The following is a 16,233-nucleotide window of genomic DNA, read 5'->3' as shown; positions in this document are numbered from 1 at the left end:
TATTTAAATCGAAAAAAGTATGAAAATATATAAATTTATATGGGCTGCCGTTTGCCTGACACCATTATTGCTATTATCATGCAACGATGATTTCTTGGAGCGCTACCCACTTGATGAGGTTAGTAATGAGACCTTCTGGAATACAGAAAATGACTTAATGGTTTATAATAATAGCCTTTACCATTTGGCATTGAATGATGACAATGTACCTATTCTTCATGGTCATTTCGATGGTTTTAATAGTCACTGGGGAAGTTATTGGTTTTTAGATGAATTTTCTGATAACCTTGCTCCAAGACATGACCGACATGCGTTTTTTCAACAAGTCCGTGCCGGAAAACAAATTGTGCCAAATGGCCCTCAGCGTTTTGGTTATAAAGGTTGGAATTTCGTAAGAGCCATCAATGTAGGACTGGAAAATTACGGTAAAGCGGATATTTCTGAGGAAGTCAGAAATAAATATGTAGGAGAAGCCCGTTTATTAAGAGGTTGGTTTTATGCAGAAAAGGTTCAGAAATTTGGAGATGTTCCATGGGTGGACAGAGAGTTGAACATTGATTCTGATGAGTTATTTGCAGCCAGAACTCCGAGAGAAGAGGCTATGGATAAAGTTTTGGAAGATTTGAATTTTGCTACTGAAAATATTCCGGATGATTGGGGTGATGGCAACGAACCTGGTCGTTTAAACAGATGGGCAGCATTAGCCATTAAATCCAGATTATGTTTATATGAGGGAACCTATAGAAAATATCATGGAGGTTCCAATGCTGAAATGTGGATAAGAGAAGCAGCTGAAGCCGCCAAAGAAGTAATTGACAATAGCCCTTATGCTATTTACAATACAGGTGATCCAGAAAATGATTTTAATTCATTTATGAGAAAAATTGATATCAGTGGAAACCCTGAAGTAATGGTTTGGAGAAGGTATCAGTTAGGTATCTATACGAATCATGTACAAAGTTACTTCAGTTATTCAGGAGGTGCTACTAAAAGTTTTGTTGAAGATTTTCTAGCAACTGATGGTAAACCTATTTCGATATCTACCCTTTATCAAGGAGATGATACCATTGAAGATGTATTTGCAAACCGTGATCCTCGATTAAGACAAACCATTTTGCATCCTGATGATACTGAAAAGTACAATTATGATAGAGGTGATGGAAGGGATTACCCTAGAGTTGTTGGAATGTCAGGTGGATTTACCACTACTACTGGATATCATATTATCAAACACTACAATGCAGATGATATGATTGGTAAAGCATATAATACTGCTGAATCGCCTGCGATAATTCTTAGGTATGCAGAAGTATTGTTAAACTATGCAGAAGCAAAAGCTGAGCTTGGTGAAATTACTCAAGGTGATCTGGATTTGAGTATCAACCAATTAAGAGACCGTGTTAACATGCCGCATCTAATGATGGATCCACCGATGGATCCAAGGTATGCAAATGATGGAGTTTCTCCCCTAATCGTTGAAATCAGAAGGGAAAGAAGAGTGGAATTGTTCTTGGAAGGTTTCAGGTACAATGATCTTAAAAGATGGAAACAAGGTAAAAAACTGGAAATCCCAGACATGGGAGTTCAGTGGAGCCCTGAAAACCAGGCAAGATTTGAAGGTGCAACAGTACAGACTAGTGTAGATCCGGAATCAGGTAAAACTTATATCGATGTTTACAAAGGCACAGATTGGGCAAATCCTGTATTTGATGAAGCCAAGCATTATTTATGGCCTTTACCATTGGATGATTTGGCTCAAAACCCACAATTAGTACAAAATCCTGGATACAATTAATTGAAGATTATTCAGAATTTTTAATACAGAAAGGCCTGCCGAAACGGATTGTTTAAATTTAAACACCATTTTCGGCAGGTTTTTTTATGCCTTTTTTTACAAGCGGAAAGGATATTTAATGAGGATATTTTAAATTGTTCCTTTAATTACTTAACCCAAAATGTACCCCATCTCCAAACAAGAATTGTATTCTTATAGGTATTCTATTTTTCTCTTAGAATAGGATCAATGTTTATATGAACTTCCAAGCCTTTCCAAGTTAAAACATTGCAAATACTCCTTGACAAAAACCATACTGGCCTTGCTTCAAAGGATGATGCTAATCAGCAGAAAAAAGGCAATTGATCAAGTTGGGGGCAATATTAGGTAAGTAAAAATTAACCGCGAGAACTAGGCCAAGTAAACTAAATTTTGAATTTTATTCATTTTCGGATAACTTAAAAATATACTTTATAATAACTTTTAGTCACATGAAAATAGCAAAACCCATTCTACCATTGTTGATCATCATAGCCATGCTATGGAACCCATTATTTGCAGTCGAAGCAGAGTTTCTAAGCATGGATACTGTGAAATTGGAGAATCCGATAACAGTAAACTATCTGAAACGGCACCTGAAAAAGTCGGGTCCAAAACTGGCACTTACGCCAGCACTTGAAAGAAATTTGAAGCGTAAGATAAAAAGTGACCCTTTGGTGAGGAACTATTATAATGCGCTAAAAGCCAATGCGGATGATGTAATCACAATGCCTGTGCTTACTCGAAATGTTATCGGGCGAAGACTATTAGGTACCTCACGAGACATGCTGCACCGTGTCAATGTATTGGGAATTGCTTATATCATCGAAAAGGACAAGAAATACCTAGATAAGATTAATGAGGAAGTTATTGCTGTAAGTAATTTTTCTGACTGGAACCCTTCTCATTTCCTTGATGTGGCCGAGATGGCGACGGCTGTCGCTTTGGCCATTGACTGGGTAGGCGATGATTTGCCAGCTGCTACTTTGAAGCTTGCGAAGGAGGCATTGATACAGAAAGGTATTGAGCCAAGCTGGAATGGAAACAAAGGTAGAATGTATGGTACCAATAACTGGAATCAGGTTTGTAATGCAGGGATGATTGCTGCCTCTCTTGTGATTGCAGATCAGGACATTGAATTGGCAGCCAAAACCATTCATCGTTCACTCGATGGAATTCCGAATGGGCTTATGCAATATGGGCCTGATGGGGCTTATCCTGAAGGTTCTACCTATTGGGGTTATGGTACTGCCTTTACTGTACTTACCTCTGCCATGCTAAAAACAGCTTTTAAAACTGACTTCGGTATAGGCGATTACCCTGCCTTTAAAGAAAGTGCAGATTTTAGAAAATTAACAATTGCTCCTTCGGGAAATTATTACAATTATGCAGACTGTGGTGACCGTCACAGTGATTCGGGAGACATCATTTTGGCCTGGTTTGCTACCCAAAGTGGGAATTCCCTGTACATAGAAGATGATAAATTTAGCCAACCGGTTGCTGATTTTGGCAAGCTTCATAGAATTGCAGGCGCTGGCTTGGTGTGGTTGGCACAATTTGAAAAAACTGCTGAAGCGGAATTGCCTCTTGTTTATAAAGGCGATGGCAAAAACCCAATCGTGATCATGCGTGATGGTGAGGGTTATTATTTTGGAGGTAAAGGTGGTAAAGGCACCGTGTCCCATGGAAATTTGGATGCTGGCTCATTCATCTGGGAACTTAATGGTGTGAGATGGAGCATTGATCCAGGGAATCAAGGATACAATGCCTTGGAACAAGAAGGCTTTGACCTTTGGAGTTCTTGTCAGGATTGTGAACGCTGGACCTTACTGACCAAAAACAATTATGGTCACAGCACTTTGACTGTCAATGGTGAACTTCATGTAAATGATGGTTTTGCCAAAATGTTGAGTGTAACCAAAGGGGATCAGCCTGAAGCAGAATTTGATTTGACCCCTGTCTTTGGAAATAACCTAAAAAAAGCTACCAGGAAATTTATCAAACCGGACAATAAATCTCTTGTTATTGAAGACCATATAGAAACCAATGTGCACACCAAAATGATCACCTGGCAGATGATGACCCAGGCAGATGTAAGTATTGTGGACGGAGGTGCTGTACTTACCCAAGATGGGAAAAAGATAATGTTAGAAAATCTTTCTCACCCGGACATTATGGTATCTGTAATTTCACTTGACCCGGCCCCTTTGAAACTTGACAGACAGATTGAAGGGCTAAAAAGATTGGAGATTAGGATTCCCGCTTACCTGATTGAAGACAATACGGATGTAATCAAGGTTAAATTAAAAGCATTGTGATAACTTATAATTCAACTGCCAAAGGAGGTGCATCTTCCTTTGGCAGTCGCTTTACGTTTGTGCTGCTGTTATGCTGCCTATTGTGCGCCTTCGCTTTACCGGTACTTGCCTCTGATTTTAAAATGGTGAAGCAAAGGGTAGTGGCAGAATACCTGCTTGCGGAGGTGGATGATGAAGACATAGCAGAGCTGCTTGCTACACAAAAGCAGGACGGAACCTGGCCCGGAATCAATTACCAAGATGTGTCAAGAACAGGCTTTGAACATATTGTCCATACCACAAACATGGTTGACTTGGCCAAAGCTTACAGACAGCCAAATTCAAAGTATAAAGGTAGTCCAAAAGTAAAGCAAGCAATTTCCAATGCGCTGGACCATTGGGTACAAAACGATTATTTCTGCGACAATTGGTGGTACAATCAAATAGGCACACCAAATAATCTGGTGGCAGTGATGTTATTGTTAGGAGATGAATTGCCGGAAGAATTGGTGCAAGCCGCCCAACCCATTATCGGAAGGGCCCATCTCAATGCCTCAGGGGCAAGACCTAGTGGGGATAGAATAAAAATTGCCGGTATTTTGGCAAAAAACCTACTGTTTCTAGGCGAGAAGGAAAAATTTGAAACTGTTTTGAAAGTGATCGAAGGAGAAATAAAATTTTCCACAGGTAGCCGTGGCCTTCAGAGAGACTTTAGCTTTCATCATCGAGTAGATCGGGTAAACAATACAAGTTCCTATGGATTAGGCTATGCAGATGCTTTCGTAGAATGGCTGGTATATACCGCAGCTACCCAATATGCCTTTTCCAGAGATAAGGTAGAAATTTTGGTGGACTATTATTTAGATGGCATTAGTAAAAACCTGGCTTTTGGAAAATATTTAGAGGCCGGAGCAAAAAACAGAAGCATTGCCCGACCGGGCGCTCTTCATGCTTTGGATGCCAAGACGCCAAGAAAACTAGTTCAGGCTACTGATTATCGGAAAAGTGATTTGGAAGAAATTGTAAAAATTAGAGAAGAAGGGATCCATAAGGTTTCCTTGTCCTATGGTAAGTACTTTTGGCAAACGGAATTCTTCACCTTTCAGAGGCCGGGCTTTTTTACTTCTGTAAGAATGTACTCCATAAGGAATGACAATATGGAGGTGCCCTATAACAGTGAAGGATTAATGAACCATCACCGGGGAGATGGGACCAATCACCTTTCTTTAACCGGGGAAGAATACTTGGATATTTTTCCGGTTATGGATTTTCAGAAAATTCCCGGGGCCACCATTCTGCAAAAAGAAAAGCTTCCGGATCCGGATCAAATTCAAAAATCCGGCTATACAGATTTTGTAGGCGCGGTCACAGATGATTTATATGGAAGTGTGGCTTTTGACTTTATCAGCCCCCATGATCCCCTAAAAGCCAGAAAAAGCTGGTTTTTCTTTGACAAGGAATATGTTTGTCTGGGAGCAGGTATAAATGCTAAAGGCAAGCAAGAGGTATTTACTACCTTAAGTCAATTGCTGCTATCTGGTCAGGTTCATGTACAGGAGGGCAATAAAGTGAAAGCTTTAACTCAGGGAGAGTATGCGCTAAAGGATATTAATTGGGTGCATCATGACAATGTTGGCTATTTTTTGTTGCAGCCTGAAGCCCTGGGAATGTCTTTTGGTGAAGTTACAGGAAGCTGGACGACTATCAATAAACAAACAAGGGCTCCTCAGGAGGATGTATCAATGGATGTTTTCAGCCTTTGGATAAATCACGGCAATAATGTGAGAGAAGGCAATTATGCCTATTTGGTATTGCCCAATGTTACTTTGGAGGAAACAAAGGCCTATCGCAGCAATGATCAAATTGAAATTTTGTCCAATACAGAAGCCATTCAGGCCGTCAGACACAAGCAATTGTTACAGGTACAAGCCAATTTCTACCAGGCTGGTAAATTGAAAATTGGCAATGGATTGGAAATAACTATGGATGGGCCAGGCTTGCTTTTGATTCACCTTGATGGTAATAAAATTGTTAAAATGGCAGTAGCTGACCCAAGTAGAAAATTGAGCAAAATTCACCTGCAAGTTAATGGAAAAGTAGCGATTAAATCCCCACATCTGCATACCAATTGGAACGCTGAAAGTTGGGTGAGTGATTTAACCGTAAAGCTTCCGGAAGGTGAGTTTGCCGGAAGTAGTGTAATATTGGGGGATTAAGGAGTCCCATTTGAGGTATCAATTGATTGGGTCAAGCTACTTTTGATGTTGCTTAATTTTAAGATAATAAACCTATGAATAGAATTTTGAATGTCAATTTAAGTCTTGTGTGGCTTGTATTTTTGGCTTTGATTTCATGCAATCAAAAAAGTCATGAAACTTCAGAAGAGCCCATTGTAATTGATGAGCGCGACCAAAAACTTAGTGTAAATAAAATCATACCTATAGATAGTGTATGGGCAGGCCATAGGGTAGGCTTTTCCATGCTTACCCACAAAAATCGTCAATACATTGCCTATTACAACAAAGACAGGCACATGACGGTGGGGCAAAGAAATCTTGATGAGGATCAATTTGAACTGTATCAACTGCCTGTGTTTGATAGGGAAGAAGGGCAGGGGACCAGTACCCTACTTGGCTGGGACAGCCACAATTCGGTTACCATAGGTATTGATTCAGAAGGGTATTTACACCTGGCGGGCAACATGCATGTGCATCCTATCACTTATTTCAGAGGTAGAAAACCCAATGATATCAGCAGCTTGAAGCAAGAAATGGAAATGGTTGGCGAAAACGAAAAGCGCTGTACTTACCCTAACTTTATGAAAGACAGGGAAGGCCGTTTATTGTTTCATTACCGTGATGGTGGAAGTGGCAATGGCAATGAGATTTACAATATTTACGATGTAGCTTCTAAGGAATGGACACGTTTGCTAGACAGTCCCTTGACAGATGGACAGGGAGAGATGAATGCCTATGCTTCTCAACCTTCCTTGAGAGAAGACAATTGGTACCATATGTATTGGGTATGGAGGGATACACCGGATTGTGAAACCAATCACGACCTGTCCTATATCAAAAGTCCGGACATGAAAAATTGGTACGATGCATTTGGCAACCAAGTGTTGCTTCCAGTTACCATCGATCAGAAAAATGTGGTTGTCGATCCGGTTCCACCAAAAGGGGGCATAATCAATCTTGCTGCCAAGTTATGCTTGGATGAAAACAATGCGCCATTGATGGCTTTTCATAAGTATGATGAAAATGGCAACTTACAATTTTATGTAAGCAGGATCGAAGAAGGCGCTTGGAAGGCCAAACAAGTAACCGACTGGGATTATCGTTGGGAGTTTTCCGGTCGGGGAAGTATACCTTCTGAAGTTCGGTTAGGGGATTTTAACCGAAGAGAAGATGGGAATTATGAACTGGGCTACCAACATATAAAATATGGTGAAGGGGTCTTGCTATTAGATAAAGATTTAAACACCATAGGGGAGGTGTTGAAACCGGATAATTTTGGTGCTGACCTTAAACTTGAGGGAGACTTTGAGGGGCTGGAAATAAGGACTACCAATGACTTAGGAGGGTCAGAAAATGGAAAAACCTATCGTTTGAAATGGGAAACCCTACCACCAAACAGAGACAGGGCCTATCCTGAACCTTGGCCAAATCCATCTGTACTTTACTTGTACGAATTGGAATAGGGGGCTAAAAAAGAAACCATTAATGTCTTAATTGATGGTTTCTTTTACTTTCAATAGTTGATATAAGGCCTTAGCTAGGAAAAGAAATAAATGTGGTTGCTATCAAAATAAATATGTCCAAAATTTCATTAAATGCTATTAAGGTGCTTGGGTTGAATGTCTTGACCTTAAGTCTTTTGCTTCTTCATTCTTTAAGTGTCTTTTCGCAGCAAGTTTCTCATCCTTTTTTGATCGTAAAAGCAGATCAATTTGAACAGCACAGACAAAAGGCATTTTATGAACCCTGGAAATCCATGGCTGAGGATGCCCTAGAGATCACTGAAAAGGGGTTCAGTGAACCAATTATGGGAGCTTATGAACTTCAGGATTATATGGGAGCTGTTGCTTTGTCCTATATTTTATATCCCGAAGACAAAGACAGATATGCCCAAAAAGTCAAAGACCTTATTTTAAACAATTATTCAAAATTAGAACTTACTGAAAAAAGAGATTGGGGTGGTGTTGTTCCGCCCATGAGTTCATTCTTTGTGGCCATCCTGGCACTTGACATTGTTTACAATGATTTGACCAAAGAGGAGATTCTGGCTTGTGAAAAGCTGATTGAATCCCAAATTTTTAAAATAAACCGTAAAGGAAGTTGGACCGATGTAAGACTGGGTACCCATGGTGTTTGGGACATCTACAAAGGCGATCGGACCGGTCCGGACGATGCTTATTACAACGGGATTATGCATCAAATTACAACTGATGGAGTTTCCCCCGTAACGATTCATTACGCTTGGGAAAGAGTAGGGGGAGGAGACAGCCGTATTTCCAAAGCCGGATACATGGATGTTTTAGAATTTACCGGCATAGACAAGAGGTACTACAGCAATGAAAAGCTTAAAAAGTTCCACCGCTGGTTATTCAGTGCGAGTGTGAACAATAGCAAGGAAATGGCGATTATAGGGGACATGCTTCCTTCCCAAGGCTTGAAAAATGATTTGTTACATGCCAGGGTGGGGAATTTTGATGAGCAAGCTGCTGCCTATACAGCCTGGTTTCATGAAGAGGACAAGAAACGCGGCCATATTATCAGTTACCTGCTCCCTCACAGTAAATTGCCTTACCCGCAATATCCTAAAAGCAGTGTATATGAAGATGGCGGTGCCTTCTTAAGAGAAAGTGCGAAGAACCCTGAGGGCATCCATACAGTGCTTTACAATATTAAGAGTCAAGATGAATGGCATACCCACCAAGAAACCAACGGCTTGGCATTATCTGGAATGGGGAACAGGCTTTTGGTCAATGGAGGGAGACTTGGTGAACCCACCCGGGCAGCAGCTTTAAACAATACCCTCACCATTGATGGTAAAGACCATGATTCCCGATTGGGCAATGGAATTGTGGAACACATTAGTCGGGAGGATTTTGACTATGCCATGGGGGATGCCGGACCGGCTCTTTCTACAGCTTTTCACAACCGAAGCATGATTTTGTTGCACAAAACTCGGCATTCAAAAGCCTATGTACTGCTCTTGGATGAGGTGGAAGCTGTGGAAGGGAAAAAAATCACCTCCTATCTGCATCCTGCCAATGAAAGTCAAATTGATACCCTAGTGGTAAACGAATCCTACCGGGCTGCAATAGATCATTTTCCTACGGTACCAGGAACTGCATTGGGCATTCATTACCTGACAAAACCTGAGCAAGTCAACCAAAGCCCTGTGGCCTCTGCCATACCTTCCAGATATCCCGATTACCCCAAGCATTCCAGATTGGAAGCCATTTATTCCCCAGAGGAATCAGGCAAGAAAAACATTGTGACTTTATTAAACCCCCTGGCTGAACCGGACAAAGGCATGCAGCTTCAGCCAAGTGTGCAGGCTACCCATGATGCCCATTTAATTCAACATAAGGATGGGGCAGAGGACCTTGTTTTTAACAGCCATACACCGGATCGTACCATTTCCTATGATAAGTTTCACTTTTCGGGAGATTTCTTTATCCATAGAGAAATAGCTGGAGCGAGCAATTTTATATTCGCAAAAAATGCTACAGATTTTTCTGATGGTGAGCTCGAATTTAAGGCAGAGCATAAGCTTACCCTATGGATGAAGCATCGATTTATAAGTGTACTCGCAAAAGAAAATACAGTCCTATATTTAAAAAGCAAAACTTCAAGAAGCTTATACATTAACGATAAAATAATAGAAAACCCGGAGACTGAGGATGAATGGATGAAAATTCCTTTGCCAAAGGGTACTCACAAGTTATACTTTAAGTAACTGCCTAAACCCATATCACAATGATCAAAACCAAACACTTATTCCTGCTTATTTCGGGGGTTATATTATCCCTAAACGCATTCAGTCAGGATCTAATCAGTAGCCGATACAGTGAGCAAGAGCTTGCCGAAGTGCTGATTCCCTTAAAAGATTGGCAACCTTTTCCGGCTTTAGAAAATAGAGAAGCCTGGAACAAGGCGGACAAAGAGCAAATGGAGTTTTTCCTTGATTATGCCAATGCGCATATCGATTACTCCTGGCCTTATATTCCCGCCACCAAATCCTTGTTGATTCACAGGAATGGAAACAGGACTGAATATCAGGACATCACCTTTGAGAAGAGGAGGATTTTAGGAGCCATGATATTGGCGGAGTTATATGAAAACAAAGGCAGATTTATTGACCCTATTGTCAATGGGGTCTGGTCCATTTGTGAGGAATCTTTTTGGGGAGTGCCCGCTCACCTTCCCAAAACAGATGAATATTCAGGATTGATGGATGTATCCAAGCCATTCGTAGATTTATTTGCAGCCGAAACGGCCACTTATTTGGCTTGGGCAGATTACTTTTTGGGAGAAAAATTTGATGAGATTTCGCCACAGATAAGAAAAAGAATCCGGTATGAAACCAACTATAGGATTTTTGAACCTCTGATGAACAAACATCACGGTTGGATGTCTGCCAACGAAAATGGAAGACCCCCTAACAACTGGAATCCATGGATCTGCTCCAACTGGATCAATACGGCCCTATTATTAGAAGACAATGAGGCCAAAAGGGTAGCACATGTAAACAAGGCCATGCAAGTGCTGGACGAATTTTTGACACCTTATCCCGAAGATGGGGGATGTGATGAGGGACCGGGCTATTGGGGTGCCGCAGCAGCCTCTTTATTTGACAACCTTAGCTTGTTGAATGAGGCTTCAAATGGAGCTTTTCAGTTTGCCTATGAGGATGAAAAGGTAAAGAATATGGGACGGTTTATTTATAGGGCGCAAATTAGTAAAGACTACTTTCTAAATTTCGCAGATGCCAGCCCCAAACCTACCATGGCGGCAGCCATGATTTACAGGTATGGAAAGGCCATTGAGGATCCGGACATGATGAAATTTGGGGCTTACTATATAGAGCAAAATGAAAAAGCCTTGCCAAGGTTTCATTACTTCAGGCATTTCTTTGAAGTGTTTATGCAGGATGAATTGGCAGCGGCTGAAAAGGGACTTCCCTTGCCTAAAGATGTTTGGCTGAAAGACATCCAGGTAATGGTCGCCCGAGACCAGGAAGGAAGCACAGATGGGTTTTTCCTTGCTGCCAAAGGTGGACACAATGATGAAAGCCATAACCACAATGACATCGGAAACTATGTGGTATTTTACGATGGACTTCCTGTGTTAATAGATGTGGGAAGTGGAACTTATACCCGAAGGACTTTCAGTGGGGAGCGGTATTCCATTTGGTTCAACCGTTCGGACTACCACAACCTGCCTACTGTAAATGGGCAAACGCAAACAGCCGGAAGGGCCTACCAGGCCACGAAGGTTGCTTATGAAACCAATAGAAGAAGTTCATCCATGACTTTGGATATAAGCGCATCCTATCCCGAGTCAGCAGGTCTGGTTTCCTGGCAGCGAGACCTCGCGCTAAACCGTGGAAAAAGGGTAACGGTAAAAGATACCTACAAGCTATCCCAGGCCGGAGAGATTATCCAGCACCTGATGACCGTTTATCCGGTAGAGGTGGTTAAACCCGGTTTGATTTCCATTGCTTACCAAGGCAAAGACGGAAAAGTATCCCCCTTTGAAATCCAATACAATCCAAATGAAATGGAAGTAGAAGTAGAGAAAATGCCTTTTGATTTACCGGAAGATGAAGGCGTAGAAAGCAAGTGGGGACAAGACATGTACCGAATCAACCTGACAAGCAACGGCGATGTAAAAGCCGGCAATATGGATTTTACCATTAGCAAGAAATAAACTTCAATAGCCGAAAAGGCCAATAAAATTAAAATAAGCGTGGATAGGATTCACGCTTATTTTTTTTGTCCCACCTTCACCGGAGGCTGAGCCTGTCGAAGTCGTAGGAATAGAAAAACGCCAGAAACCTACCGACTAATTCTATCTGGATTGATATTTAATAAAGTTGAAAACTTTCAGCATTATAGATCCAAGTTACACTTCGCTAAACTTGGACTAGAGGGGGTATAGGAGAACATATAGGTTTCCAGTATTATCCATATACAATCGGTGGTAAACGTTTAACAAACGCTTAGTGCAAAATAGGTATTAAATCTATCATTATTCCAAAAAAACATGTTTAAAGGGTTTCTTATTTAGTATTTATTCCTTAGTTTTAGTGGTAGTTGGAAGGCGAATAAAGTGCACTTTGCACTTTAGCCGTACGTTATGAGCAAGAAATAAAATATGTCTAATGAACCTCACTATAGATTATCGGAAAATCAGAAAATTGGAATAGCCCAAAATCTGATTGACGTACTTCAGAAAGATGAAAAGTTAACTGAGCAAACCAGGAATTTTATCTCGAATTGGATTTTAACTGGTCATGAAGGAAAGAGAAAAGCCTTTTTCGATGTGTGGAATATCGTTCTAAAAAACTATCTACCAACTACAAGACCTGTTCTATATCGATCTTGCGATAGAATCAGTAAAAATGGTAAAATCGCAAGTTTCACGGGACGGTTTGAATGTGCAAATAAATTCAGTAAAGGCAAAGGATCATTGATAATTTGTGATACTGAACAAACCCTTATGGTAGAAGAAGATTTCTACAAAGTTGGTACCTATAAACATACATTTTTTCCTCTGGTCAACGTCTTAATTAACGCACAAAATTCTGGAGGGGCTGGCTTTTCTGAAAGATTTTTGAAAGATTACATAGGTGAAGACGAATACATAATGAAGGTCGATATGGGTAATATGCATGCTCTAAAATGGAAGGGATAGGAAATAATGCTCAACGAAAAAAGCTCATAACGTGGTCTGATATCCCATGGAGGCTCACCTGTAAAGGAAAGCTCTCTGCTTTATGTCAGCACCGGAAAAATCTCCGATTTTTCACATTGGATGAAAAAGGTATGATGAAAAATCGGAGATCTTTCCTACTTTGTATCTGAAGCTTTAAATTACACTATACGCCACGATGATATAGACAGGCGTTGGCATTCGTTGTTTTCCAGGAAAAGAGAAAGGAAAACATATAGATCATTATTTGGCAGAATCCAACGATGCCAGTTTTCCAAGATCCTTGGCTAATCTTTTTGAGCTAAAACAAAAATGTCAAGCAAAGAGAATAAGCATAAGTTTAAGTTGCTAGAATACAAATTGAAAAAACATGATCATGTTGAATATGTATGTGAACGTGACAACTCCACTGTAGGTGGCCAGTGTGAATATTTCTCAGCGGAGAAGGACTTGAATATTTAATAAAGGAAAATCCACATTAGAATTATTTAAGTATGATAATAATACTGAAATGAATGACTCCAAAATTACACTTGAAGATTTATCTAATCGAGCAGAAGCTTATTTAGAATTAACTAAGCAGGACTTTATGAATTCCAAAGTTAATTTGAGAGAGAATATTAATCTATTTACAGAATGGTATTTTGAATCTCGAGATTTTTTTGGAGAATACTTTAATGAGAAAGATAGGAATTTTGCTGAATTTCTTGACTGTGACACGTCTGAAAGCGGATTTAGATTAGCCTCTCAGTTTTCTAGGTTATATCCTCTTTTTAAAATCATGAAAGGGAAAATATTAAATGAAAGTTTTTTAATTAATCGACCAATAGTGGCAGAAATGAATAATAAGGGATTTGTCATACATGGACATAATGACTCAATGAAACTAGAGGTTGCTAGATTTATTGAGAAATACATTAAAAAAGAAGCAGTTAGATTATATGAACAACCCAATATAGGTAAAACTGTAATTTAAAAGTTCGAATTCAATTCTGAAGTGGATTTTGCTGTAGCTCTATGGACTGCTGATGATGAAGGGAAAGCTGTTAAAGAAGAAGAATTAAAAAGTAGAGCTCGTCAAAACGTAATATTTGAAACAGGTTATTTCATTGGAAAAATTGGAAGAGACCGAGTAATAATATTATTTGAAGACGGTGTGGAGAAACCTTCAGATTATGATGGTGTAGTATACATATCAATGTCAGGGGACTGGAAACATGATCTTAGAAATGAGATTGAGAGTATTTACGAAAAACAAAATGCGAAAAAAGGCTAAAATGAAAATGCGAACTGAGCACCATGAATGGTTTTTTTTAAAAGAATCTTAATCAAATTGTAATCGGTAAATCGAAATATACCAATTTCAGTAAATAAAAATGTATCATATTTGGCAACAAGAATGCACCACCAAAATTCCTTAGGGGCATGCCCCTAAGGAATTTTGGACTATTTTGCTAGTCTATCAAAATTAGCACTTATTGGGATTGTAAAAGAAGGATATAAAAATAAATATTGTTTTGGAAACCTTAAAACTAAAAATAGTTCAGTAAATGATGCTTTTCCAAAGGTAAGTTTTAGTGACATACCTCTTCCGAATAAGACTACCATATTGATTCATTTGAAAGTTACGATAACAATAAAAACTAGTGGACGAAAAAAAAGGAAAAAACCCATTTTTAACTCTTTGGAACATAATTTCTCAAATCGGGGGTGTAATTGGACTTGCAAGTTTAACTGATGGGATTATTGAATGGAAAGTGTTTATTCCTCAAATAATTGATGCTTATAAGTCTATAGTATACTTCCCTTTCAATTCCCTAAAAATCGATTTACCAAAAATACTTATTGACTATCTGTTCATCGGATCTTTATGCGGGACTTCATTTATAAAAGCTATAAATTTCGGAATAAAAAAAGGAATACTATCTTCACGTGGAAATCCTAAAAGTGTAAGAATTTTTTATTTTACCTTATACCTTATATTTTGGCCATTAGTTTTAATTATAAGTTTAATTCAAATCTTATCAAAAAAGAATGATTATAACGAAAAGAGTATTAAGTCACATTTTATTCAATGGATGGGAGCTCTTTTACTTGGCTTCCTTGTAGTCTTAATTTTAAACAAACTACTATAATCTATTTAATAATTATTTTTCTGAAAATAGAAATATACGGTAACAAATAAGCTACAATGATGCGAATAAGCCCTCGGTTCATTGTAGTTCTGAGCAGCTAGGTTTGGTACTCAGCATCGAGTAGCGCTATTAAACCTTTTCAAATAGATTTTAAGTTATTTTTATTGGAATATTACATGGATTAAAAGGAATGTTAGGTGCAATGGTCTACCGGAATTATAAGGTGTGGCGTGGTTATAGATGGATTATACAAATTCTAGGTAGATTTATCTGAAAAGCACACTAATGAAGTCGATCGGTATGCTGTATGAGCGAAAAGTTCACTGCCTGCCCCTTATTTTCTGGGTACGGTTTGATGAAGGGGGTGCGGATAGTCTGATTCTTATCTTTATAGGTATTAATAAAGTAGGCTATCAGGCTCTACTCTACTGCTTAATGTAAAATGATCGAAGAAAAATCTGAAATATTAGTAATTCTTGACATTGACGAAACCTTGGTTTATGCGACAAAGAATCGGTTAGACATTGAACACGACTTTGAACTTGGTGACTATTTCGTTTACAAACGACCCCACTTTTACGAGTTCATGAACTACATTGAAAGAAATTTTCACTTAGCAATTTGGTCTTCATCAACAGACAATTATGTTGACGAAATGACTAAGAAACTAGAAGTTGATGAAAAAGCTATCTTTTGTTGGGCTCGTTCAAAAGCCACTTTTAAAAGACCTTCATCATTTGACTCAGACGGAAATTTGAACATTGACTCAATTGACCATCATTTTTTCGTTAAGCGACTGAAAAAAGTAAAGAAACTTGGTTTTAATTTGGAAAGAATATTAATCATTGACGACTCTCCCTATAAATCTCAAGAGAATTACGGAAATGCAATTTACATCTCGGAATTTAAGGGAGACCAAGACGACAATGAACTTTTGAGATTAACTGAATATTTGACGTCTTTCAAGCAAGTAGACAACGTTCGACAGATTGAAAAACGTAATTGGAAGGATAAAATAAAACCCTGATAGATAATTATTTGAA

Annotated in this window: 11 protein-coding genes; all 11 read left to right on the top strand. The window is 39.1% G+C overall.

All coding sequences use genetic code 11. The features are described from left to right. The first annotated feature begins 19 nt into the window (after positions 1-19). The 11 genes from AC13EX_RS05285 to AC13EX_RS05235 all read left to right on the top strand — a co-directional run bounded on the left by AC13EX_RS05285 (position 20) and on the right by AC13EX_RS05235 (position 16,217). Positions 20-1,795: a RagB/SusD family nutrient uptake outer membrane protein gene (locus tag AC13EX_RS05285; protein WP_482891852.1), complete on the top strand. Its 1,776-nt coding sequence runs from the start codon at positions 20-22 to the stop codon at positions 1,793-1,795. Between the two features lie 470 nt (positions 1,796-2,265). Next, positions 2,266-4,131, top strand: coding sequence for a heparinase II/III domain-containing protein (locus tag AC13EX_RS05280; RefSeq protein WP_482891851.1), 1,866 nt, complete (start codon positions 2,266-2,268; stop codon positions 4,129-4,131). Beyond that, entirely contained in the window at positions 4,128-6,326 is a 2,199-nt protein-coding gene (locus AC13EX_RS05275) for a polysaccharide lyase family 8 super-sandwich domain-containing protein (protein WP_482891850.1), read from the top strand. Before AC13EX_RS05280 ends, AC13EX_RS05275 begins: the two co-directional genes overlap by 4 nt. A 74-nt stretch (positions 6,327-6,400) precedes the next feature. Beyond that, positions 6,401-7,810 carry a BNR repeat-containing protein gene (locus tag AC13EX_RS05270; protein ID WP_482891849.1) on the top strand — a complete coding sequence of 470 codons (1,410 nt, stop codon included), beginning with the start codon at positions 6,401-6,403 and terminating at the stop codon, positions 7,808-7,810. 113 nt (positions 7,811-7,923) lie between these two features. Then, entirely contained in the window at positions 7,924-10,077 is a 2,154-nt protein-coding gene (locus AC13EX_RS05265) for a heparinase II/III family protein (protein ID WP_482891847.1), read from the top strand. A 20-nt stretch (positions 10,078-10,097) separates the two neighbouring features. Further along, entirely contained in the window at positions 10,098-12,050 is a 1,953-nt protein-coding gene (locus tag AC13EX_RS05260; protein WP_482891846.1) for a heparinase II/III domain-containing protein, read from the top strand. Between the two features lie 447 nt (positions 12,051-12,497). Continuing rightward, positions 12,498-13,037: a hypothetical protein gene (locus AC13EX_RS05255; protein WP_482891844.1), complete on the top strand. Its 540-nt coding sequence runs from the start codon at positions 12,498-12,500 to the stop codon at positions 13,035-13,037. A gap of 529 nt (positions 13,038-13,566) precedes the next feature. Continuing rightward, positions 13,567-14,031 carry a hypothetical protein gene (locus tag AC13EX_RS05250; RefSeq protein ID WP_482891843.1) on the top strand — a complete coding sequence of 155 codons (465 nt, stop codon included), beginning with the start codon at positions 13,567-13,569 and terminating at the stop codon, positions 14,029-14,031. A 21-nt stretch (positions 14,032-14,052) separates the two neighbouring features. Beyond that, positions 14,053-14,331 carry a TIR domain-containing protein gene (locus AC13EX_RS05245; RefSeq protein WP_482891842.1) on the top strand — a complete coding sequence of 93 codons (279 nt, stop codon included), beginning with the start codon at positions 14,053-14,055 and terminating at the stop codon, positions 14,329-14,331. Positions 14,332-14,701: 370 nt separating this feature from the next. Next, positions 14,702-15,190: a hypothetical protein gene (locus tag AC13EX_RS05240; protein ID WP_482891841.1), complete on the top strand. Its 489-nt coding sequence runs from the start codon at positions 14,702-14,704 to the stop codon at positions 15,188-15,190. 442 nt (positions 15,191-15,632) lie between these two features. Further along, on the top strand, positions 15,633-16,217 hold the full coding sequence (locus tag AC13EX_RS05235; RefSeq protein WP_482891840.1) for an NIF family HAD-type phosphatase: 585 nt from the start codon (positions 15,633-15,635) through the stop codon (positions 16,215-16,217). Positions 16,218-16,233: the final 16 nt, after the last annotated feature.

It is taken from the genome of Cyclobacterium sp. L-R, assembly GCF_056859355.1.
This window is presented reverse-complemented; position numbering and strand designations above follow the sequence as displayed.

What these genes read in the sequence shown, in the direction of transcription:
- AC13EX_RS05270 (WP_482891849.1), top strand. Translation starts at nt 6,401, where the DNA reads ATGAATAGAATTTTGAATGTCAATTTAAGTCTTGTGTGGCTTGTATTT.
- AC13EX_RS05280 (WP_482891851.1), top strand. Translation starts at nt 2,266, where the DNA reads ATGAAAATAGCAAAACCCATTCTACCATTGTTGATCATCATAGCCATG.
- AC13EX_RS05260 (WP_482891846.1), top strand. Translation starts at nt 10,098, where the DNA reads ATGATCAAAACCAAACACTTATTCCTGCTTATTTCGGGGGTTATATTA.
- AC13EX_RS05265 (WP_482891847.1), top strand. Translation starts at nt 7,924, where the DNA reads ATGTCCAAAATTTCATTAAATGCTATTAAGGTGCTTGGGTTGAATGTC.
- AC13EX_RS05285 (WP_482891852.1), top strand. Translation starts at nt 20, where the DNA reads ATGAAAATATATAAATTTATATGGGCTGCCGTTTGCCTGACACCATTA.
- AC13EX_RS05235 (WP_482891840.1), top strand. Translation starts at nt 15,633, where the DNA reads ATGATCGAAGAAAAATCTGAAATATTAGTAATTCTTGACATTGACGAA.
- AC13EX_RS05250 (WP_482891843.1), top strand. Translation starts at nt 13,567, where the DNA reads ATGAATGACTCCAAAATTACACTTGAAGATTTATCTAATCGAGCAGAA.
- AC13EX_RS05255 (WP_482891844.1), top strand. Translation starts at nt 12,498, where the DNA reads ATGTCTAATGAACCTCACTATAGATTATCGGAAAATCAGAAAATTGGA.